This is a genomic window from Sphingobacterium sp. UBA7038 (assembly GCF_002494055.1).
GTDB lineage: Bacteria > Bacteroidota > Bacteroidia > Sphingobacteriales > Sphingobacteriaceae > Sphingobacterium > Sphingobacterium multivorum.
Genome location: NZ_DLAV01000032.1, coordinates 1 through 22933, shown reverse-complemented (window position 1 = coordinate 22933; position 22933 = coordinate 1). Strand labels below are relative to the sequence as shown.

The window sequence follows — 22933 nt, the reverse complement described above, 5'->3', positions numbered from 1 at the left end:
GCATGATGACTTTACATGAAGCGATACAAACAGTATTAAGCGAAAATAATCGTCCTATGCGGGCGAAAGAAATTGCTTCTGCAATAAATAGCAATGGATATTATTTGCGTAGCGATAGAGAGCCCATAAAGGTTAATCAAATATACGCTCGTGTAAAAAACTACCCATCTCTTTTACAGAATGTAAATGGACATATTGTCCTAGTGCATGATTACTATTGGAAAAATATATTGACAAGCTATGATTACCTTACTCATGTCCTAAGGGGTATATTTATTCAAGCTGACATACAGTTTATTATAGCTGTCTTGTTCTATTACAAAAGGTTGGTAGATATTAATCACCGTTCGGGCCGAAATTATCCATTGGCCTTTGACAAGCACCTATTAAATTCTTTAGACGGGCTTATCGATGGTGGTCGGTCACTAATAAATTGGCTTCATTCTTTGGAAGATTATTGCATTGCTCCCGAAGGAGTCTTCGAGGAATGTTCTCGTTTGCTTTCAAAACTTGACAAATCAAAAATTACAGAAATATGGTCTGTGGTCAGCCAAATAGATACAAAACATTTAAGTGATGATGAGTTCGGTAACATATTTGAATATTTAATCACTACAGTATCTTTAGATGGTAATAAATCATCTCCCAACCATACGCCGTATAGTTTGCGAGAATTAATGGTCGAGTTGTTAGATGTAAAAAATGGGGCATCACTATATGATCCTGTAGCTGGAATAGGCGGCTTACTTATTGAAGCCTCACTTAAAGCATATGATGGTTTTTATGCTTATGGATCAGAAATTAACAGACGTATAGCTCAACTGGGCAATATGAATCTTGCAATGCACGGTTTAAACGTGCGCATTGAGGCTGAAGATTGTTTCGGTCAAATAAATAACCAAAAAGAATTCGATTATATCATAGCTGACTTACCCGCAAACGGTATTACAAATTCTTTGGAGTACTTTGAACTTTATAGCCAATATAATCTTCCTGCTCCTAAATCAGGAAAAAGTTTTGGGGCGATGGTGTTATTTGCTTTGTCTAAATTGAAAGATACTGGTAAAGCAGTGCTAACAGTATCTGATGGATTTCTAGTAAAAAAAGGGATAGAGCAAAGAATTAGAGAATTATTAATCGAAAACGATGTTATAGAAACGGTGATTAGCCTCCCGTATGGTACGTTGCGCCCCTACACTGATGCTAAGTCTTCAATACTTATCCTTAACAAAAACAAGGCTAGACAATTACGTAATCGTATCCACTTTATAACAGCCAATATTAGCGATCAGACCACAAAATCTGTGATTTTGGATAATGACGAAATTATTCGCTTATATCTTGCAAAAGATACGTTTGATAAGAATGCACAATTAGTATATTTTGAAGATCTAAGACCAAATGCAAATTTACTTGTAGAATCTTATGACGCACAGTTTTTAATTGCCAATACAATGCTTAAAGAAGGGAAAGCAAAGTTTTTGGCTGATTTGGTATATGTGAAAGCTGGTGTTAGTCCAGAAAAATCTGTTATTCATACAGATGGGGATATTCCCTTAATTAAAGTAGAGAGGTTATCGAAAGATATTTTAGACAGTAATCTAAATACTCAGAATATTGACGGTATAAGTGAAACCATTCGATATGGACGAAATATAGTATCTGAGGAATGTATATTAGTAGCTCGTATTGGTGACAACTTAAAGGCAACAATTTTTAAGCCTACAGATGAAACGCCGAGAATTTTACCTCACAACAATGTATACGTGCTTATTCCAAATAATAGAATGGAATTAAGTGTTGAATATTTATATTATCAACTTCACTCCACTTTCATTCAAAATCAAATCGAAAGACGCAAGTTAGGTGCGGTAATGCCTTATATCAGTATAGCGGGCCTTAAGGAAACTGTTATACCATATATGACTTTGGATGCGCAGAATCAGTTTGTACAGTCACAACAAGCTAATCTAATCTCAGAGGAAAGAAAACGAGTTGATGATCGTATTAAAGCCTTAGGGTATAAAGAGGAAACTAAACAGGCTGAGGCGGATATTATTAAGATATTAACACATCAATTAAGGCCAACTTTTTCAGGATTAAACGGTATTACAAGACGAATTGAACGGATTGTAAGAAGAGAGGACATTGGTGATTTAAAAGAATATGACAAAATTGAATTAGATGTTGATCCGGAAATTGAGCAGCAAATAGCTGTTCCTGATAATTATACGCTAAATCAATTAATAGACAAACTGTCTAAAGAAACACAACATATAAGCGATATCCTCACCAATGTTGATAAAGTGATGAACTTTAAATTGTTGCCAGAAGACCTCACTGAAGCTAATTTATTAGATTTCCTACAAAAGTATAAAGAGCAAAAAGCTGTTGAACAAAATGCTAAGTTTAGTATTGAGGTTAAAGGCGATCCAGTTACTGTTCTTATCCACAAGCCTTCTTTCAAAGAATTGTTAGATCAATTGCTTATCAATGCCGAAAAGCATGCATTTAGTAAAAATAGCAAAGCCAACAAGATCATTTTTAACATCCGGCATTCAAGCAGGAGAAACGTCGTTGCAATAGAATACTCTAACAATGGAAATGCTTATGAATTAACCCAAAAAGATTTTGTAACTGCGTTCGAGAAAGGAAGCAAAAGTAAGGGTTCAGGCATTGGAGGTAATTATATAAGTAGAGTTGTTGAAGCTCACAAAGGAAGACTTAATATAGAAGAAAAAAATAAAAAAGGTTTCTCGCTAACCATAGAATTACCTACACCAGATAGCAAAATATATGAATAGTATTATTTTAGTAGACGACAATCAAGATTTTATTGAAGACTTTAAAAACCAAGCATTTGCCGGAGGGATAACCGTCGCTCCTGCTAATAGTCTGGAAGGGCTGCAAAAACTATTACCCAAATACGTACATAGATATGCAGCTGTTGTTTTGGATATCAAATGTCTTCTAAAAGATGATCAAGCTAAAGAAGATCCTTCTTTTATAACAGCTGCACTTAAATATCTAGACTCCACTGTCCCTAGATTTCCAAGATTTATTTTGACTGGTGACGAATCAGAATTTGCTACACTTAAAAGATATTATACTGATGAAAGAATGTTTATTAAGAAGCCGGATGATCAACAGAAGCTATTAGATGAACTTTTATACTGCGTTCAAAATGCCGAACCATTGCGGATAAAACGAGAGAATACTGAAGTTTTCGATGCGTTCGATAGATCTTTACTGCCTGCCAACAAAGAAATCACTGTTATAAATATTATTAAACGTTACGCAGAAACCGATACTGCTAATTTCCGCGGTATTATTGGTGATATAAGAGAGACCCATGAGGAGATTTACAAGGCTCTTAATAATAGAAACAAAAATGTTGTACCTGATATATTTATAGATGGAAATGGCTCGCCAAAATTCACCTCTCATTTTCACAAACATCTGACTGGAAACCCGGATCATAATAATGGGCACCGACCAAGTACTCCAGTTTATCAGGACAGTACAATTTCGTCACATACCAAATTTATTCATGGCGCCTGTAGCGAATATCTTCATGGTTCGTCAAGAACTGGCTATCCTATATCATCCTACACTATAAAAAGCCTAATCAATAGTTTACTGGAAGTAATTGTTTGGTCAAAACAGTATTAAAAGTGTGTTTCTAAGTTCTCATCAAATCATTATAGAATTAATTCAGCAGGCTTTAGATTATCAGGACCAATAATATCTATCTCAAACATCCTGAAGTCCTTGGTGTCTCCGGATGTTTTGAAATGATTCGGCTATCCACCTCATAGCAGTCTTCATCTCGATAAAATCAACGAATACTTCGCTTGAGTTTATATCTCCGCCATAACGGAAAATTGTGCCATAAATATCAAACGTGTCGAAAGTCAAAATAATATTTGTAAACCAATCGGGACAGTCCTGGTCGTATTTTTCTTTGATACTTTTCTTAAATTTTTTGAAGAGTGTTTTTAGATTATGAGCTTGCTTAGCCGAGCCAAACACAGACTTTAAATATAACTCTGTTGCATGTCGGTAATTGCATACAGCTGGACAAAACAGATCCCATGACGCTTTATTCTTAAGTGTAATATCTATTAATTGATCACCTGCTGCGACGAAATCCGTGAGTTCGTGTTGGAACGATCCCCTAGCTACCATATTTTCGGTCATAACCATGCAGGCTACGGTAAGATAAAGGTTAAGGCTATTCAGTTTATCAACGCTTCCTTGTATGAGCTGTTGGAGGGGAAGCTATGATAAGCATGGCTATTTTAGCTCTTAATTATCATTCTTCTACTAATCTTTCTAATACGTCTTCTAATAATCTTACTAATAAAATTAATCTTGATTTTTCCATTAAAAGCGATTTTGAATGGCCTAAGGAGGATTTCTGGGAATCTATTTATAGACTCTACTCATAAAATCATGTGTTCTTTCTGCTTAATTATTCTAATTGGCCTCATATATCCACGACACGGCTAAAACAAATAAACGAACATAGTTTTAGAAAGCTATCATTCGAAATAACGCTTCAATTACTATGTCACTCGCAAAACCCCGTAGGCAAAACAAACATCCTTTCTTATTGGAACAACTTTATGAAAACTATTGATCAGAGTTAATCAAGGCATTAGAGATTAAATTGACAATCCCTTCTGTGGTGAGAATTCGCTATTGTCAGAAAAGATCTTGCATCATGAATTGATGTTTCAGACGGACGATAATTAGTGCTATACACCTAACATCATTTTGTAAAAATCATAAGACAATGGAATTTATACAAGAGTAAAACCCGCTTTCCAGCCATCTGTATCAACCTCATATGGTGAAATCTCAAAACCTTCAATCTGATCGCTGAAACCTCTAAATTTCGAGGTCCTTACTAAAGCTGCCTCAGCAAGTTCTTTGGAGCTATATACTCCGATCAATTTAACGTCCTCACCCCCAGCCAATGTTTCATCAACATAGGTGTGCCATAATAAATAAACATGTTTCATAAAAAAATCTTTTATATGATCTAATGATGTCTCTACAGATAAGTTCTTTAATAAATTTATGACTTTTTAAGACAATATCCTATGTAAGCCTTTCTGAACTATCAATACTGAACATCCGATACGATAAATGGCTCCCCTTTTATAAACCTACATACTCCATTATCAATGTTAAAATAAACTAAGACACAAAAACCTCCCATCCAAGATTGATCCAGATTATTGTCGAAAAAGCATTTTTTTCAAAGTTGTAGAATGGTCGTTGTAGTTCAACTTGGTTAAAGTCATTTTTAGCATATACGAGTCTATTTTCGACCAGTCCAATCCCATTAGTCTGTGTTAAAGTGAATTCACATGAATCATTTGCCATTGAAAACCCAGGAATAGACCAAGAAAGGATATCATGATAAATCTCGTGGTCAATAAAAGTATGGTATACCTTCCAACTTTTTTTTTGGTACAGCTGCCCTGTAAAGTCTTTGTCAAATTCCCTTTCACCTATTTTCATTGCGTTTACAACTAGATCAGTGATATCTAACTTGCAGGTATTTTCTTGCGGAGAATGGGCGAACAAGAATGACATTAGAATAATCAAGATCTTCATACAGTTTAAATAAGCCAATATAATTTATCAAAAAAAAAATCACTCCAATAAAACTATTTTCAAATATCCGTTGTTCTTACCATACAAAACGGCTACAAGCTGCCTTTCGAACGAAAGGTTCAACATAAAAATTGGCGTCGTACAGTGAAAATCCAATAGTCTTTAAAAACATTGGATGACGAAACAAAAAAGAGGAAACGATCAGAAACATAAAAATTACTGTACAAATAAACGCTAAGAGAAAGGGTCTGATGAGAATCAGGCCCTTTTGACGTAAAAAACCAGATCTCTCGACCTGGCCTTAAATAAACATATGATTCACTAATGGTTTGTCTTTTGTTAACGGCATACCACTAGTTATTGGATACTACTTATACGAATTGATTGATTTGGAAACTTTCCAGTCATTGCCCACACGCTCCAAAGTAACTAAATCAGTCTTGGTGAAATTCTCAAATTTCAAGGTTACTTTAGACACCATATAGTCTGCCGATTCCTCAATGATAGCTGTGCTTACTGTACAGTTCAGCTTTTCGCCTTTTTGTTTTTTCAAGGATTTAACCACTTGATACGGCTGTTAGACTGCGCATTGGAAGCTTGGATCTTTTGATTAAAATCAGCTGCAAATAACTGCTCTACGCCTGCTGATTCTCCCTCCGTAGTGACCGCAACATAGTGCTCTAAAGCGAAGTCAGCTGTGGAAAGGTTAACGTTCGCTTTTGTTGCTTTTGCTCCAGGTCCTTCAGCTGCCATAGCAAATGTAGATACGGCGATTAAAGCTGCTGCTGCGAATGTTTTTACTAATACTTTCATAATGTTTTTTTTTATTGTGTTAGTACTTTTGTTCTTATTTGTTGACTCAAAACTACAACACAATAGGCCCTTAGCCTAAAGGCTTTAGACTAACGATCGGGAAAACTCGGCGAATAGCGGAAATAGGGAGGTGAATTTATTCTTCAAGAAATCATTCTCGTTCCAATAGGCTCTTTCCCTCTTCGCTGATCCGATCGGGAGTCCAAATAGGATCCCAAACGAGCTCGATAATTATTGCCCGCTGTGGAAATTGCTGTTGCAATGTTTTTTCAACGCCATGAACGATAGAGTCGCCCATCGGGCAATAGGATGAAGATAACGTCATGGTAACAACAATACGACTGGGATCGGTTAAATTAATATCATAAATTAAGCCCATATCTACGATGTTGATCCCCAATTCGGGATCCATCACAAGCATCAATACCTGAACAGCTTTTAACTGATCGGAAGCCTCCGGTTTTGTTAGATCAATTTTCATGGTATCTTTCATTAAATATATAGGCGAGGTGCGTAGTTTATTTACTTTTTCTTTGATGAAAAACTACTTTTCCGACATTGACAACATAAACAGCAGCAAGTGCTGCCCAAAGCCAGGCTGCACAGTATAATGCCCACCTGAATTGACCGGCTACAGCAACCGCCATGACGACAAGCGCCACTAGGTAAAGATAATATTGTATAGAAAGTAATCGCTGACTATAAAGTTCCTTGGGCAAAGGTATTTTTTTGATGCCATTGAGATCTTTATAGCGCCAATTCCAGATCATAAAAGGCAGGGTCTTATAGGTCATCCCTAAAATAATACCCGTTAACCATCCAAAAAACACCCATACGGCATATAAATTCACCCAATTACCAGACTCCTGCCGGACAACCATAGGTAAGGTGAGAAACGCGAACAATAAACTCAAAAAGGAAATGAAACTATGTTTCATCGGAATATCCAGTACCTTACGCGCCCGGTGCACAAAACAATCCACGACAAAAACGGCCCAGCAAACTACTCCCAATAGCACTATTGCTCCAAAGGTAAGAGATCTTAATCCCACAGGATGGTTGTATCCGTCCAATAAAAAAAGTACCAATCCAAGGTTTATCAAAATGACCGAAACATAAAGCCACTTTGTTTTGGTGGATTGTCCCAAGAGAAACATCGGCAGCATCTTCGCTCCCGCTCCCAGGATCAACTGCAAAAACCAACCAACAATACCGACGTGGGCGTGTAGCTTTAGGATATCGAGGTGACTTTTTGTTAGAAAACCATGGGCTAAATTAATGGCAAGCAAAAGGCCTAAGGTGGTTGTAAAACAAAGCCAGAAGGCCGAGAACGTAAAATAAAGGCGTAGTTCAAATAGATGCTCCACATCTTTAGTCGTCATCCACAGCAAGTAGAAGTACAGGTAGGAGCTGAGCGTAATCAATAGCCCTCCAACGCACATGAGTAAACCGATCTTGAAATACCAGAAACTATAAATCAACACACAGGTTCCCGATGTCAATAGGATATAACTGAAAAATGCCAATTTGGAAGAGCGAAGTGAACGTTCAAAAATAACCGGCACCAGCTGATACGCCGCTCCATAAATCACCATCGTGCCCCAACCTAGTGCTAGGCTATGGACGATTGCCAGCACTTTTGGTTGAAAATGGTGCCCAAAGAGCTGCCCCCCGCTAAAAACCAAGAGGAAGCTGAACAGTAGAAAAAAAATGCCCGCAGTGATAAAAAACGGCAATACAGCATACGCTTCTGGGCTCTTATGAATAGCAATATGTGCCATTTTATTTAACGGGGTAAATTAACAGATGGACATCTCCAGGATGTTGTTTATGGATGAAAATCCGATAAGAAAAATGATCCAGTTCTTCTAGTAAATGGAGCGGAACCTTCCGATGTTTTACATAGACAACCTCATCGGCTTTCAGTTGAGCAAGGGCCTCAAGAATTGATTCCATGGGCTGCGGCATAGGCAATGTCCTGACATCCAATGTAACAAGTTGAAGCGCGGAAAGTCGCGCTAATTTCTGCTCAAAAAGTCGTTTCGGCACAAATGAAATATGATCGCCCTCGGCAGGCTGAACGGACAGCACTGTATCTTTTTTATAAAAGTAACTTCTGAATTCGCCCTCCGCCCATTCGTGGCTATAGCTTGGCACTCCACGCTCCTCCATACGCCTAATCAATGGAATGGGGACAAATGAATTGCTGATGCAAAGAATCCCTCCTGCGACGAGTGAGCGATACAACTGAAAAATATCTTTTAATGGATCTTGCCCCATTTCCAATAGGGGTCTCACATCGAATACAACCGTCACTGCTGCATCATCCATCCAACTTGGCCGCTCTGCTGCATCGAATGGATCATTGACTTTCTCAGCTCCATCTGACATCCAAATAAAGCCGAGCGGTACCAGCGCAGCACGAAAATCTGCAACCGAACATCCGCCAATTTTTGCTGCTTCGCCTATGGAGACCCGAGGGGCCAGTATCCGACGCAACACCGGGATCCGGATCTTACGCAAGGGTTTGGCAATAGCTGCAATGGCTTCAATGCTTAAGTCATTATAGCTGATCAGTTCTGAAATCTTGGTATGCTGGTTTATCCGCATGGCTTTTCTAGTTTTTAATTCATTTGAACACCGTAGCTCGCGAGCAACTTTGGAAATAAAATATTATTCTCCAGGTGGATATGCTGCAAAAGATCGGATTCGAAAGATTCGATCTGTGAAAATAATGACGTGTAGGAATTGCAGGCATTGGCTGGCAATGTGTAATTTTGGGTAATTTTGCGCAACTGCTGAAGTTCCTTTCCTGAATCTTCGTGTTCGGAAATCAAAAATTGAATGAGCTGCTCTACCTGTTTGCTGGTCAATTCTTGTTCATTCTTGGTTGCCGGAAAGAGCTGCTTCTCCTCTTTATCCAAATGATGGTAAAGGTCATCAAGAAAGGCATCGAGTTCTTGGGACAAGTTGACCAGCTCGGGATGCTGCTGTGCATGCACATCGGCCACTTTATGTGCAAGTTCCTGAATAATCGGTCCTTTTTCCCGGACATACCGATGATGAACATTCTTAATATAATCACTTAAAAAATCGATATCCCAATCTTTAAAATTTAGCGGTGGGCCGGCTATAGGAAGCTCTTCGGATTGGTTTAACCGTCTGCGCAATTCAATTTCATCGAGACCAACACTATGAGCGGCCTCCTTAAGCGTCTGCTTACCACCGCAACAAAAATCTACCCCAAGCTGTTTTAAAACTTCGGCCTTGCGGATATCCTTGGCAGCAATATGGCCAACGGTTTCCAGTGTTTCGCTTTCGAGCGGTTTGCCAAGGCGAACCTGCCAGTATTCGGGCCCCGATTCAAGATAATTCCAAATGAGATCCTTTCCACGTTCACCCAGCAACTGATAATAGAGCGGTTTAGGATCATGATCGTTTTTGATAATAAATGACTCGCCCGAATCCAGGGCATCGAAGTGATCAAATATGGTCGGGTGTTTAAGTCGAGGTTCTATATTGAAAACCTCCAATAACGGTGATTTAATCATGATAATAGTATTAAATGGTCAATAAATTATTATAAATCCTTTTTCTTAAAATAGCGAATAGATAGCCCTAGAGGAATGAGGCACCAGAGCAACATGACCAACAGGGTGATCGCAATGCCGAATGTATTACCGAAGAAATCCCGAAATATCGCCCCTGTATAGCCCATCATCGCGGATAGATCGACCTGTAATAAAATAAGGATGCGACAGATATCGATGGGATTGAGCATGGACAGTGCAACCATTCCATGTTCGATGGGATAATCCGCAAACTGAAATAGGATGAAAAGCACCAGTGCGTCAAAAAGCAGCGTGAAATAAAGCCAAAGCAAAATTGCCAATCCTATCCCCTTCGACTTATCTCTGATCAATACAGATGTCCACATCGCGATCGAAACGAAAATCAAAGAAAGTAACAGTCCGCAACCGACCAAAGTAATTCCCGAAGAGCTAAATGCATAGATAAAAGTTGGTATGCCAACGCCAATAAAAAAAGCTAAACTAAGTGCACCTGCCAGACCCACATACAGGCTGCCCCAAATGCTTTGCCGTTGCAAAGGCTGACTGACAAGGCAATTGATAAACTCGGAACTCTGGTAGATATAGATGCCTGAAAAAATGATACTCATCAGCGGAACTACAAACAACACAATATTCAGTAGACTGAGTAATCCCTTTTCATAGTTGTCCTCCATGCTATAGACCGTCATGGAAAGTACAAAGAGTAATATGGTGTAGCATAAAATGGTCTTGTTGCGCAAGAGATCCACAAAAACGTAGCGTATAATTTTATTCATCTTTTCTCTAATTAGACAGGTCGCGGTTCTGCATCAAATAAGCGATTGCTTTAGATAGCTTTTCAGTACCTGTATCTTCTTTTAATTGCTGCAAACTCTTATGAAACTTCAGCTCTCCTTCCTGCAGAAAGACAATCTGCGATACAAATTCATCGAGATCACTAAGCACATGGGAACTGATGATGATCAGTTTACCGCGTCCGATTTCTTTTTTGATTTTATCCTTGAGAATTTCGGTAGACAGAGGATCCAGTCCTGCTGTAGGTTCATCCAGGATGAGTACTTTGGGGTCAAACATAAATGCGATACAGGCACTTACTTTTTGTCTTGTGCCACCGGAAAGCGTTGCCATCCGTTTTTCCAACAGCTTGTCCACGCCAAAAGCCTGATAAAGATCCGAATCCGTCTGGGGCTGTTTACGGATATCTTTGATCATATCCAGGACCTGTTTGATGGACATATTCTCAGGATATTGACCGATCTGCGGCATATAGCCGATATGGTTCCGATAAGCCCATTGCTGTCCAATGTCCTGTCCTTCAAAAGTGATCCGTCCGGCACTCGGCATGACCATACCTAGGACAGACTTGATCAAAGTAGTCTTACCACTGCCATTGGGGCCAATTAAGGCAACGCATTCGCCGCCATTCAAGGTCAGATCAATGCCCTTTAATGCATTGAATTTTCCAAAGCTTTTCGTTAACTGCTGGATACTAATCATACTTTTATTGATTTCATGCGAGGCTTATCGTCTTTAAGCCCCTCGGGTGTCAGACTTGGTAATAGCTTTTCAGTCCGGTCGAACAACATGGCCATAAAACTTCGAAAAAGTAACATCGCCGAAGGATAGCGCTCAACCATCATCGAGAATAGGCTTACGGGACGAAAAGGGATATCCCCAAATCCGTCTTTGTCCAGATCGTATCCCTCGTATTTGTCCCAATAGTTATGCACAAAGCTGTTGAGTGTAAGGGTACCATTGGTGGCAACATCAAAGGTATTCTGAAGAAAATTATTGTCTTTAAGCACATTGTCCATACAGCTCGACTGAATCTTGAGCCCCCATCCGTTGCTCTTAAAATTGTTATGTTCAATATGGATACGATTCGATCCTTCCATAAAAATACCCGTGGTATTGCGGCTAAACTGATTGTTGATGATCTGACTATCGGAAATATCTTTGAGCAACAATCCATAGGCGGCATCGCCCCAATTCTCTTCGAAATTATTGTTTTCCATATGGACATGCTTGGTATACATAACAGCTACACCTGCACCATTGCTGCGAAAGGTGTTTGAGATGTAACTGTTCTCATGGGAAAACATAAAATGGAGACCATAGCGCAGATTTTTTTCAGAAAGATTGCCCTGTACTCGAGTATGGGTCACAAACTCAAGATAAATACCGTCCCTATGTCCAGACACTTCATTATTTTCAACACTTAAACTATCTGATTTCCAAGCATGAATACCATTACCAATCAGCTGCTCCGCTGTACCAAAAGCTTTGAGGATATTGCCCCGTATTTCAACGTTTGTAGCATTCTGCGCATAAATCCCGAAAAAATTGTCCACGAGCTCATTGTCAAAAATTTTGATATGCGCTGTATTGTAAATTTTAATACCGGCAATATCATTCATGGAAGAATGTCCCGAATGCTGTATTAAAAAGCCTTGAACAGTAACCTGCGGTGATTTGATCGAGAGCGGTTCATATTTTTTCTCGCCGTCCAGCACAGGTTTTCCCAGGCCTTTCAGGAAAATTGCCTTATCAATAACAATATTCCCCTCCTTATACACACCCGCCGCTACTAAAACGGTATCACCTGATTTCGCTTGTGCTAAGCCAGCCTTTATTGTTCTGACCGACTGCCCCTTTCCTACCTGGATGGTTGTCGCCGATACAGGCACGTTTACGAGCCAAAGACAAGCCATTGCACAGTACAACGCTAAAGCTAGATTCTTCATTGTTATTCATTTATTTCCACAGATCATTCCAGGTCATCACCGTGCCACCGATCTCTGCTTTGACCTTATCCAGTTCCACCCGTTTTTCAAATACAGCAACATTGCCTCGCATTGGGCTTTTCAAGGCTTCACTTTTGAGATAATATGCACCTTCAGCCGGTACGAGCTTATGGCTAACATAATCCGGCAGGTAATAAACGGCAATCTCTTCTTTTTTGACCGAGTTCCCTTTGACAAAGGCGATCATACATTGTACGTCATCAAAATTAAAGACCCGTCCCTTTTTTGTCTGCAGCTGCGTACCAAAACGCGCGTCCGTTATTGTCATCTTACAGTGGGCACATTGCTCGCTACCGTATTTAATAGGCTTGGGTTTATTGTTGCCCTGACAGGCCTGCAAACTACATAGAACCAGCAATATACTACTACAGATCAACGCAAATAATTTATAGTTTCTCATATGATTTTAGTTTTAGGGTTTTATTATTTTGCCACTCCCGCACTGTACAAAAGGCCAAGATAATTCCACAGAGTATAAAGATCCATCCCCCGATATCAGGTATAGAATAGGCGCCAAAATTTAAAAGCTGTTTGTATCCGATCAGTGGTGGCTGATAAGACATTCCGGGAACTTTTATCGGTGCAGATGGATCGAGCTGATGCCCATAGTTGTATTCCCAGATATAAAAGTCAACCAGGGCTGCGACTCCAAAAAGCAGAAAACAAAAGAATAAGCCATAGAGCAGTTTTCTATTCTGCACGAAACCGGTAAGCAAAAAAGCAAGCGCAAAAAATAAGATGATATAGGGCAAGACCTTAAATTCTATGAAATCTTCCGCATGTAGCGTTTTCATCCCGATATAGTGGTTCAGTCCATTGATAATATCAACTTGTCCGGCCAACTTGTTGCTATAGATCTGTAGTTCTAGCCCTTCTGGGTATTGTGCTGCGTCGAGCTCAATACGCCAGATGGGTAGGAAGATGACTGCTACCAGGGCCAGGCCACTCAGGATCAAAAGAATCCGATGTACTGCTGACAGGTGACTTGTAGTTTTCATCATTGTAGGTTATATTAATTGGTCTTCTCTTGCGGTTGATTGGTTCCCAGACTATAAATCAACGGAACATTGTTTCCTTTTTTTGAGATACGGATATACCCCTGCATCTCTTGGTGTAACGCGCTACAAAAATCCGTACAGTAGAACGGGAATACACCTACTCTATCTGGAACCCATTTCAATGTCTGTGTCTCTCCCGGCATAATGAGCAATTCTCCATTCTTTGCGCCTTTGACAGCAAAGCCATGCGGCATATCCCAGTCCTGCTCAATATTGGTCACATGGAAATAGACTTCATCGCCTAGTTGTACACCCTCGATATTGTCCGGAGTGAAGTGTGAACGGATGGATGTCAGGTATACATGTACCTGGTTACCTTTACGTTCAACGCGTGCATCTTTGTCTCCTTTGGCAACAAATGGGCTGGTATTTTCTTCAATTTTAAAAATCTTCACACTTTTGTCTTTCACTTTCTCCGCTTTGATAGCTTGCGCATAATGTGGTTCACCAATGGTCGGAAAGTCTAACAACAATTGCATTTTGTCTCCCGAGATATCAAACAATTGGGCACTCTGAGCCAACTCCGGTCCTGTAGGGAGAAAGCGGTCTTTCGTAATCTTATTATAGGCGATGACATATTTGCCTTCTGGATTTTTGGTATCTCCACCAGGTATCATTAAATGGCCTGTTGAGTAAAATGTTGGTGTACGGTCGAGCACCTTTAAATCCTTAATATTCCATTTCACCAATTCGGAAGACACAAAGAATGACGTGATTGCATTTCCTCTGCCATCAAATTCTGTATGCAGTGGGCCCAAGCCAGGTTTTTGGACTTCGCCGTACAGCGCAGATTCGTATTTGATAATTGGGATACCACCGAATTTTCCTTCGAATTGTTTTTCCTGGATTGCTTTCTGCATCTTAGCGAACGAGAATACAGGTATGACCGCAGCCAGTTTACCCGACCCTACAATATATTCGCCTGTAGGATCAACGTCGACACCGTGCGGAGATTTTGGGCAAGGGATATAGTAGCATAGCCCCTCCAGCTCCTCTGCCTTCAATACGATCGTTTCTGTATTAAAAGATGTTTTTGCGGTATGTGATTTCTCGTCGTAAGTGTTATGGGCATACTTCAACCCGGTAACCTTTTTCCCTTTTCCGGCTTTCAAATACTCTTCGGCTTTTTTCCAGTTGACGGCCAATATAAAGTCTTTGTCATTTTTGGATGCATTGACCTCCAGCAATGTATTTGCCTGTTCGGTATTGTAGGTGGAGAAGAAGAACCAACCATGAGAAGTCCCTTTACCGGCTCGGCTCAGGTCATAGTTTACACCGGGTGTCTCAATCTGAAAAGCCAATTCCATGTTGCCATTATCCTTATTGACGCTGACAAAGCTCAATGTTCCGCGAAAATTCTTTTTAAAGGTATTGATAGGTACATCGCCCGACTCACCGTCCAGCGGAACCGAAAATCGCGTTCCTGCAACAACATATTCGGTATTTTCAGTAATGTACGGCGAAGAGTGGTTTCCACCGCTGTTGGGGAGTTCGAGTACTTCAGCCGTACGAAAAGTTGTCAGATCCACCCGGGCAATACGGGGGGTATTGTTGGCATTGACAAATACCCAGCGGCCGTCGTAGTTTCCATCGGTTTTCGAAAGCTGCACGTGGTGTAAATCATCCCAAGGTACATTGCCATGGGACGTTTCGAGCATCGGTTTAGTTTCTTCACTAAAACCCCAGCCCTTTTCGGGATCTAGTGAAAAAACGGGTATTACACGCAATAATCTGCCGGACGGAAGTCCATAAACGGAGAGCTGCCCACTAAATCCCCCGGATACGAAATTGTAGAATTCATCGTATTTCCCTGGGGCAACATATACCTTCTCAGCGGCATCACCACTCACGGCGGCTCCCGCTCCTTTGGGTTTACAGGCATGGAAAGTCGATAACACCGCGCTCGCCATTAGGCTCGTCAATATGTATTTTGTTAAAGTCATTCTATTCTTATTTTAAGGTTAATACCTATGCAGCTTTGTTGATTCTTATTCAGCTTTTATTATTTTACACCATCATTTTGTCGCATAAACTCCAATACCTTTCGGGCTTCCTCGTCCGTTAGATTTTGGTTAGGCATCCGGACCATGCATAGTTCAAGTTGCGCCTGTAATTCCGGATCCTTATCGATCATCGGATCAGGATTAGTGATAAAATTCATGATCCACTGTGGTTTTCTCCGTTGTGTCACACCTTTCCATCCTGGCCCGACTAGTTTCTCGTCGGTTAGCTTGTGGCAGGAAGCACATTTCAGGTCAACAATCAATTTTCCGGCTGCGGCCATTGGTGCATCCAAATGGTCAGCGATTTCCACTTTGTCAAATTTTCCCTCACCGCGGTGAGGATCATATCCACTGGCGTCATTTGCCGAAGCCCCAGATTCATTAACACTGTTGGCAACGGTCTTTTTCTCGCCATTGTTTGAGGAACAGGAATAGATAAATAATCCCATCAAACAACATACAATTAGCTTTCTCATCTTATTTTGGTTTTGTGTTCAAACTTGATTGTGTTTTACTTAATCCAAAGGTATTATCGAAGCGTGTAGCCATTTTATGAGGCAAATCATAAAATGATTCCGGTGAGAACAAACCATCAATCAAAAACAATAAAACACTATATATAAGCACATTAACACCATATTGATTTTCATCACTCATTCCCGTGATCAACATCAAGATCTATTTTGTGACACTACTATATCTTTACGCTGTGTAGTAAAAACTAACTTATATCGAACGATGATTCCAACCGCAATACTTCTCGAAAAGGGAGCGAGCAGCCTACATGCCGATATTGGTGAAATACTTTTTCATGAGGATAGCATGGCCACATTTTATTATCAGTTGTTAAGCGGGCGAGTTCGTCTTTCTAATTTCTTATCAGACGGTAGGGAGGTCCTCCACAATGTTATCTGTGCCAATGAGGGCTTTGGAGAAGTAGCGATATTGGACAATGGCGTTTATACAGTGACGGCAATTACCGACAGTTCATGTACATTACTGAAGATCAGTTCGAAAAAATTCATCGAAATCATATATGAATATGGCAACCTACATCGTTTGGTATCACAAAAGATGGCGCGCGAACTACACTTTAAACTCTTTATGATCAAATTAATTTACAATCGTTCACCGGAGGAGATCCTCTCCAATCTGATCCAAAAGTTAAATGAAAGCAAGAGACTCGTTTGTCAGGAATGCAACCGACTTATGCTTACGCGCCAACAATTGGCTAATATGACCGGGTTAAGAGTAGAAACAATCATCCGGACAATGAAGCAAATGGACAAGGAAGATAAATTGAACATTATCCGCGGAAAAGTTTTTGTTCCGGCCGATGGTATTGATTGAAGCTTGAAACAACGATGTTTCAGCTATCGGAAAGAAATCAACGTATGAATAAAATCAGTAGCTATTTAAGTATCAGGAAATGGATCGTCATCACCCTATTCAATTTACTTATTGTAGGTATTTTCGGGTTGATTATGCGCTTAAAATTTTTATTTCCCATTCCTTGGATCGACCAGAAAAACCTCATGCATGCGCATTCGCATTTTGCTTTTTCCGCCTGGGTATCCCAAGCTCTTATGATTTTTCTCATAATGACCGTTCTGGGAATAAAAACCAATCAGATTTTGTGCAGGAAATATCAGCATATCCTATGGGCTAATTGGACGGTTTCGATAGGCATGCTTATTTCCTTTTCAGCTGCTGGCTATAACCTATGTTCGATTATATTATCCTTTTTATCGATACTTGTCTCTTATTGGTTCTGCTTTCAATTAGTGCGGGATCTTAAATCATCGACGCTTCCTCCGGCCATTTCGATCTTAATTAAGTCGGCACTATTTTTCAATATATTTAGTTCACTAGGGACCTATTTTCTGGCATATCTCAAAGTGAGCCACCAACTGGATCCATTAAAACAGCTTGCATCAGTCTATTTTTATCTTCATTTTCAGTATAATGGCTGGTTTTTCTTTGGCTGTATTGCTCTGTTTGCCAGTTGGCTGTATAAACGTACTGGTAAAATACCAATAAGTCCGCGTTTTTCGCTCGTGTATGTCATGACTGTTATACCAACCTATTTCTTATCTGTTCTATGGTGGAAGGGTTTACCCCTGTGGCTATATATTATTATAGTCATTACAGTCGGATTGCAATTTGTCCTGTGGGGAACATTAGCACAACGAGTCGTCCGACTGGTCCGAAGCAATATTTCACTCCGCTTAAGCCCCGATACATCTAAAATTTGGTTATGTGTCCTGTTTGCCATTTTTCTCAAACTGATATTGCAAGGCATATCGGTCATACCTGCTCTGAGCCAACAAGCTTATGGATTTCGACCAATTGTTATTGCTTATCTTCACCTCGTCCTTTTGGTGGTAATATCACTCTTTTTAATTGGGTATGCTTTTCAGATTTGTATGTTAAAAATCGAAAAAGGCATTCACTATGGCGTTTATGGCTTACTTGTTGGAATCTTTTTGAATGAATTTGTGTTAATGTTGCAGGGGCTCGGTGGATTTATACATTATTCTATCAGGGGAACACATCATGTGCTGACGGTCGCTGCAGCTATTATTGTTGTCAGCCTCTACAGGATAACGCAAACCCAATTACGCAAATGATGCTATTAGCATAAGCCATGAGAGATGATCGATCATGAAATAGCTAGAAAATAAGCCACATCTCTCGACATGGCTCTACAACATTTATATATTTATTTGAGATGGCTCTTATTTATACGAATTGATCGATTTAGATACTTTCCAGTCATTACCTTCACGTACAAGAGTCACTAGGTCTGTTTTGGTAAAGTTTTCAAACGTCAACGTCACTTTGGCTACCATATAATCCGCCGACTCCTCAAGGATTTCGGTGCTTACCGTACAGTTTAGCTTTTCACCTTTTTGTTTTTTCAAGGATTTAACCACTTCGCTACGGCTGTTAGACTGCGCATTGATAGCTTGGATCTTTTGATTAAAATCAGCTGCAAATAACTGCTCTACTCCTGCTGATTCTCCCTCTGTAGTTACCGCAACATAGTGCTCTAAAGCGAAGTCTGCTGTAGAAAGGTTAATGTTAGCTTTTGCTGCTTTTGCTCCTGGTCCTTCAGCTGCCATAGCGAAAGTAGATACTGCGATTAAAGCTGCTGCTGCGAATGTTTTTACTAATGCTTTCATAATGTCTTTATTTTATTGTGTTAGTTCTGTTGTTCTTATTTGTTGACTCANNACTCAAAACTACAACACAATACGCCCCTAGCCTACGGGCTTTAGACTAACGCTCTGGAAAACTCGGTGAATGGCAGGAATAGGGAGGTAAGTCTCCTTCGTATCAGATTCGTACCACGTTCGGATCATCAATAGATATTGTACAGACACCCAACAGACCTTGTCCAGTCTCTGTACAGGGAAAAACTGTTCAGATACTGGTCAACAATCGAACCCTACATGTCCTGATTCGAAGGCTATACGAAGCAGGTACGAACACAACCCCTGTAAAAGTTATTTAAACTCATCCCTAATTAGCAGTTTTTAGCAAATAATGCCTAGTGCAGCGACGAAATCCGTGAGTTCGTGTTGGAGCGACCACCGAGATAACATGTCTTTGGTCATAACCATGCAGGCTATGGTAAGAGGAAAACTAAGGCGATCCAGTTTATCAACGCTTCGTTGTATGAGCTGTTGTAGGGAAAGGTGTGATTGAACTAAACGATCAACTCAAGTGCATTCAAGATCTATAAACAAGGCGATACTACTATCTTTCTACTAATTTTTCTACTTTCTTTCTACTTCTTCTTCTCCAATCTTTCCCTAGTTCTTTCCCTAAAATATTTACATTTTTCCTTGTAAAACATCTCACAGCCTATTGTACGAGCATTATAGCAACTCTATTCCTTTAATCTCTTCTCCTAATTCTTCTCCTAAAATTGCATAAACTTTCTACTTATATGCTCTGATGGATATTATTAAAGTTAAAGGCACTGTTCAGCGAAACACTATGCGTAAAATAGAGAACCAAAACCAAACATAAAAATCTAAAATACAAAATATTATACCTTTAAAAAACAGCTACAATTGTCACAAATTTTGTAAATATTTGTGACAAGGATCAGATAAATTATCACCAAAAAACTCCTCTTTTTAATGAACTTATTACCATTCTTTCTACTTATCTTACTCCTAACATTTCGATTAAAAATGACGTTAACGTATTTAAAAAAGCGTTCATGCTTGATCTTTCTCCTAATTCTTCTCCTAAATTCATCTATTCTTTCTACTTAATTATTCTAATTGAGCTCCACTCACTACGTTATCCTCCACTTCGTAAAGAAGTTCTTTCTCTTCGTGCTGACGGAAGGCCTAGCGTCCTAAAGTTCAAAGAAATTGGCGATCGGATCTTAAATAAGATTGTTGGCTTTGTGGATACTTTCGCTAATGGGATAACGGGATCCTAAATAATTAAAAGTTGTAAATCTTATGATTTCAATATTTCTCGAAATTGAAAACGAGCTCCTGAAATCATAAGATTTAAATAAACAGAAATTCGAATATTATTTTTTAAAATAGGGGCGCACATCATGCGACTCCATGTATTCTTCGACAATACCGGTTTCATCTGCATCAACAAATTCCAAAATATCGGAATCACGAATCTGTTCCCATAGCTGATGGTTTTTCACATCACTATTTTCAGGTTCGCGGCCTAGAATATAAAACTGTCCTCTTTTGTTTTCTGCTAACTCAATCACCTTAGTCAATGCAACAAATCGAGTAACGTCATTTTCAAGAAAATAATGCTTCTTGGAGAAGTCTATAGTCTGCCCCGCTACTGGCATACCATTTATACCAAGAAAATTCACTTCAATAGGTGCAAACAAATTTTCAAAATTACTCGAGTCCAACGTGATATCTAAATTAACGCGAGTATTTATTTTTGGATAAAGATTCTCCTTCACTTGTTCAACTATCATTTGAGATGTAGAATACTCAGCATCTTGTGCATAAGTGAAAATATACTTTTCAAATAGTCGTTTAAAGTTATTTTGTGTAAATTCTATATCGATAATTTTAGGCTCTGAAAATTGGACTAGATTGCTCGCATAATTTGACAAGTAACTAAGATAACCAAACTGAGTCCATTCAACATTCTTTTGAGAAATAGTGTTTATCTTCTCCAGACTAATATGGTGAATATCGTTCTCTAAGGATTTCAAATAGTTTTTAACCAAATTATACTTCTCAGAACTAAGCAAACTCTTAATGGCCAATAATTTTTCAGAAGAAAACTTAAACATACTTTCTGTACCATTAGACATTAACGTACCGATACTTATCCTTTCTTCCAAGGCCGTATTCAGTGTAATGGATAATATTGAATATATTGTTTTCATTTAATTGACGATAAAAGATTGAATAAACATTCTAAAATAATTGACGCAAGTTTCGTTCCAATCCTCTGTAAATACATTCTTACGAATCCTCTTTCTTAGGTCTTCCGTATTTAAATTCCAAGAATCCGGCACTAAAGCTATTATCTCATCCAACCTCTCTTTACATTCTGAGGTACAAAGGTAAAAATTTTGCACAAGATTTTCTACGATCGCTGGTAACTTGCGTTTTCCTCCAAAAAGAATTTTAGCCAACTCGGTCTTTATGATGGAATCATCCTCTGTTAATTCAGCTATTCCATAATCGAGAAAACTACTATTAAAAATATTGACATGGTCAATGGCGTACAGAAAGTTAAGTTTTTCAGATGACGCATGCAACAATAAATTAAAATTATTATGATTTCTATCCTCATTGGCTAGCCAAATATCGAATAATGCTATTTTTAAAAAATCTTCTTTATTGCCAAGTTTATCCATAAAACCTTTTTGTTTAAAGAGCGAGACTGTAGTAAGGTCAATCTCTTTGGAATCTTCTAGATATAATGAACCAAAACATTCCTTATTAAAAAAGTCATATTGTAATTGAGGAAATTTTTGAAGTGGGACATGATCTTGTTTCACTTGAATAAAGCATACTTCGGGGGTCATTAATTCCCAAATTTGGGCAAACTTTGCTGCTATAAGTTCATTGAAAAGATTAAGTGGTGACCTGTCATATTTACATACCCAATCACGAAAATCATCGCAGGTCACTAAAGCCGGACTGCTCCCCATAGTAGGAAATAATCTATGAATTTCTTCAATTGTTTGCAATGTTACCATGTTCTTTATTGATCGACCTATTTGAGATAAAGTTTTATATTATTTTAGGTTATCACACTTAATTAATCAATCTTTCAGATCAACATTAAAGTAATAATTGGCTCCCATAAATAGTGCCGCAAGATAACGTTTTAACTTTAACTTACCAAGATTCAACGTATTTTTCATTAACGGTTGGAAAAACTCTGTGAATAGCGAAAATATATGATCTTCCATAAGATATAGCCCTAAACAGACATACTTTTAATTGTTAGGCAGGCAATACCGTTTCCCCCTCTAATCTTATTGATCATACAATAACAATCAATTTGCACTATTACACCACCAATGTAACAGTGCAAGTTGATTGTTAATAAATTAAACGCTAACAGCAAATGTAGTGTTACTAAAGTATGGAATGTTGCAAAAGAAGTAAAACGATACTATCGTGGTGCTATAAAAAAAGATAGGAGAAAATAGTTCTTTACAGAGCTTATCTTCCAAAAAAAACTGGATAATTGCATCAAAATTGGCGAAGAACCATTCTGATTTACCGATTACACCTGGCCTTTAAACTAAACTTAAACATATGATTCACTAGTGGTTTGTAGTCTGCCTGAACTGACAAACCACTAGTTATTAGATACTATTAATACGAATTGATTGATTTGGATACTTTCCAGTCATTGCCCACACGCTCCAAGGTAACTAAATCTGTTTTTGTGAAGGTCTCAAATTTCAAAGTCACTTTAGCGACCATATAGTCTGCCGATTCCTCGATGATGTCTGTGCTTACTGCACAGTTTAGCTTTTCGCCTTTTTGTTTTTTCAATAGTTTAACCACTTCGCTACGGCT

25 protein-coding genes and 1 pseudogene are annotated in these 22933 nt (G+C 39.0%); 5 read left to right on the top strand and 21 right to left on the bottom strand.

From position 1 onward, the window contains the following. Positions 1-2 precede the first annotated feature (2 nt). Positions 3-2804, top strand: a complete 2802-nt coding sequence (locus tag B3H30_RS20285; RefSeq protein WP_286834820.1) for an N-6 DNA methylase — start codon at positions 3-5, stop codon at positions 2802-2804. Next, entirely contained in the window at positions 2797-3672 is an 876-nt protein-coding gene (locus B3H30_RS20280) for a hypothetical protein (protein ID WP_286834819.1), read from the top strand. The genes B3H30_RS20285 and B3H30_RS20280 overlap by 8 nt, the downstream gene beginning before the upstream one ends. A gap of 81 nt (positions 3673-3753) precedes the next feature. Here B3H30_RS20280 and B3H30_RS20275 read toward each other — a convergent pair whose 3' ends face one another. The 16 genes from B3H30_RS20275 to B3H30_RS20200 form a co-directional block, all read right to left on the bottom strand. Then, a complete protein-coding gene (locus B3H30_RS20275; RefSeq protein ID WP_286834818.1) occupies positions 3754-4206 on the bottom strand; it encodes a hypothetical protein in 453 nt (150 codons plus the stop codon). A 599-nt stretch (positions 4207-4805) separates the two neighbouring features. Continuing rightward, positions 4806-5027: a DUF7336 domain-containing protein gene (locus B3H30_RS20270; RefSeq protein WP_286834817.1), complete on the bottom strand. Its 222-nt coding sequence runs from the start codon at positions 5025-5027 to the stop codon at positions 4806-4808. A gap of 178 nt (positions 5028-5205) precedes the next feature. Beyond that, entirely contained in the window at positions 5206-5628 is a 423-nt protein-coding gene (locus B3H30_RS20265) for a hypothetical protein (protein WP_286834816.1), read from the bottom strand. A 367-nt stretch (positions 5629-5995) separates the two neighbouring features. After that, positions 5996-6181, bottom strand: a complete 186-nt coding sequence (locus B3H30_RS20260; RefSeq protein ID WP_286834815.1) for a hypothetical protein — start codon at positions 6179-6181, stop codon at positions 5996-5998. Further along, the gene (locus B3H30_RS20255) at positions 6178-6441 is read right to left on the bottom strand and encodes a hypothetical protein (protein ID WP_286834814.1); all 264 of its coding nucleotides are present in this window, start codon (positions 6439-6441) and stop codon (positions 6178-6180) included. Before B3H30_RS20255 ends, B3H30_RS20260 begins: the two co-directional genes overlap by 4 nt. 151 nt (positions 6442-6592) lie before the next feature. Then, positions 6593-6922 (bottom strand): metal-sulfur cluster assembly factor, encoded by a 330-nt coding sequence (locus tag B3H30_RS20250; RefSeq protein ID WP_070565732.1) that lies wholly within the window; start codon positions 6920-6922, stop codon positions 6593-6595. Positions 6923-6959: 37 nt separating this feature from the next. Further along, entirely contained in the window at positions 6960-8222 is a 1263-nt protein-coding gene (locus B3H30_RS20245) for a hypothetical protein (RefSeq protein ID WP_286834813.1), read from the bottom strand. 1 nt (position 8223) lies between these two features. Beyond that, positions 8224-9051 (bottom strand): DUF2249 domain-containing protein, encoded by an 828-nt coding sequence (locus tag B3H30_RS20240; protein ID WP_286834812.1) that lies wholly within the window; start codon positions 9049-9051, stop codon positions 8224-8226. 14 nt (positions 9052-9065) lie between these two features. Next, a complete protein-coding gene (ric, locus tag B3H30_RS20235) occupies positions 9066-9992 on the bottom strand; it encodes an iron-sulfur cluster repair di-iron protein (protein WP_153846623.1) in 927 nt (308 codons plus the stop codon). A 29-nt stretch (positions 9993-10021) separates the two neighbouring features. Then, on the bottom strand, positions 10022-10789 hold the full coding sequence (locus tag B3H30_RS20230; RefSeq protein WP_070565740.1) for an ABC transporter permease subunit: 768 nt from the start codon (positions 10787-10789) through the stop codon (positions 10022-10024). A 7-nt stretch (positions 10790-10796) separates the two neighbouring features. Next, positions 10797-11510, bottom strand: a complete 714-nt coding sequence (locus tag B3H30_RS20225; RefSeq protein WP_075991503.1) for an ABC transporter ATP-binding protein — start codon at positions 11508-11510, stop codon at positions 10797-10799. Then, positions 11507-12757 carry a nitrous oxide reductase family maturation protein NosD gene (locus B3H30_RS20220; RefSeq protein WP_070565743.1) on the bottom strand — a complete coding sequence of 417 codons (1251 nt, stop codon included), beginning with the start codon at positions 12755-12757 and terminating at the stop codon, positions 11507-11509. Before B3H30_RS20220 ends, B3H30_RS20225 begins: the two co-directional genes overlap by 4 nt. Before the next feature lie 10 nt (positions 12758-12767). Next, positions 12768-13217 carry a nitrous oxide reductase accessory protein NosL gene (locus tag B3H30_RS20215; RefSeq protein WP_083295915.1) on the bottom strand — a complete coding sequence of 150 codons (450 nt, stop codon included), beginning with the start codon at positions 13215-13217 and terminating at the stop codon, positions 12768-12770. Then, positions 13204-13818 (bottom strand): hypothetical protein, encoded by a 615-nt coding sequence (locus B3H30_RS20210; protein WP_198386050.1) that lies wholly within the window; start codon positions 13816-13818, stop codon positions 13204-13206. The genes B3H30_RS20215 and B3H30_RS20210 overlap by 14 nt, the downstream gene beginning before the upstream one ends. Positions 13819-13829: 11 nt before the next feature. Continuing rightward, complete coding sequence (nosZ, locus tag B3H30_RS20205) at positions 13830-15818, bottom strand: Sec-dependent nitrous-oxide reductase (RefSeq protein ID WP_088160563.1); 1989 nt, start codon at positions 15816-15818, stop codon at positions 13830-13832. A 59-nt stretch (positions 15819-15877) separates the two neighbouring features. Next, positions 15878-16354 (bottom strand): c-type cytochrome, encoded by a 477-nt coding sequence (locus B3H30_RS20200; RefSeq protein WP_070565751.1) that lies wholly within the window; start codon positions 16352-16354, stop codon positions 15878-15880. Between the two features lie 262 nt (positions 16355-16616). Between B3H30_RS20200 and B3H30_RS20195 the strand changes: the two genes are divergently transcribed. Next, a complete protein-coding gene (locus B3H30_RS20195; protein WP_075991501.1) occupies positions 16617-17228 on the top strand; it encodes a Crp/Fnr family transcriptional regulator in 612 nt (203 codons plus the stop codon). A 44-nt stretch (positions 17229-17272) separates the two neighbouring features. Continuing rightward, positions 17273-18508: a hypothetical protein gene (locus tag B3H30_RS20190; RefSeq protein WP_146752976.1), complete on the top strand. Its 1236-nt coding sequence runs from the start codon at positions 17273-17275 to the stop codon at positions 18506-18508. A gap of 108 nt (positions 18509-18616) precedes the next feature. On the opposite strand, the gene B3H30_RS20185 is transcribed toward B3H30_RS20190, so the two are convergent. Next, the gene (locus B3H30_RS20185) at positions 18617-19063 is read right to left on the bottom strand and encodes a nuclear transport factor 2 family protein (RefSeq protein ID WP_286834811.1); all 447 of its coding nucleotides are present in this window, start codon (positions 19061-19063) and stop codon (positions 18617-18619) included. Positions 19064-20112: 1049 nt separating this feature from the next. On the opposite strand from B3H30_RS20185, the gene B3H30_RS20180 reads away from it, so the two are divergent. Continuing rightward, positions 20113-20340, top strand: coding sequence for a hypothetical protein (locus B3H30_RS20180; protein ID WP_139144978.1), 228 nt, complete (start codon positions 20113-20115; stop codon positions 20338-20340). A 96-nt stretch (positions 20341-20436) separates the two neighbouring features. Here the strand turns inward: B3H30_RS20180 and B3H30_RS20175 are convergent, their stop codons facing one another. The 4 genes and pseudogenes from B3H30_RS20175 to B3H30_RS20160 form a co-directional block, all read right to left on the bottom strand. Continuing rightward, entirely contained in the window at positions 20437-21276 is an 840-nt protein-coding gene (locus B3H30_RS20175) for a hypothetical protein (protein WP_070565761.1), read from the bottom strand. Then, positions 21277-22098, bottom strand: a complete 822-nt coding sequence (locus B3H30_RS20170; RefSeq protein ID WP_070565763.1) for a HipA family kinase — start codon at positions 22096-22098, stop codon at positions 21277-21279. A 66-nt stretch (positions 22099-22164) separates the two neighbouring features. Then, entirely contained in the window at positions 22165-22314 is a 150-nt protein-coding gene (locus B3H30_RS20165) for a hypothetical protein (protein WP_175441986.1), read from the bottom strand. A 412-nt stretch (positions 22315-22726) separates the two neighbouring features. Next, positions 22727-22933: pseudogene (locus B3H30_RS20160) on the bottom strand (hypothetical protein); the annotation flags it as partial.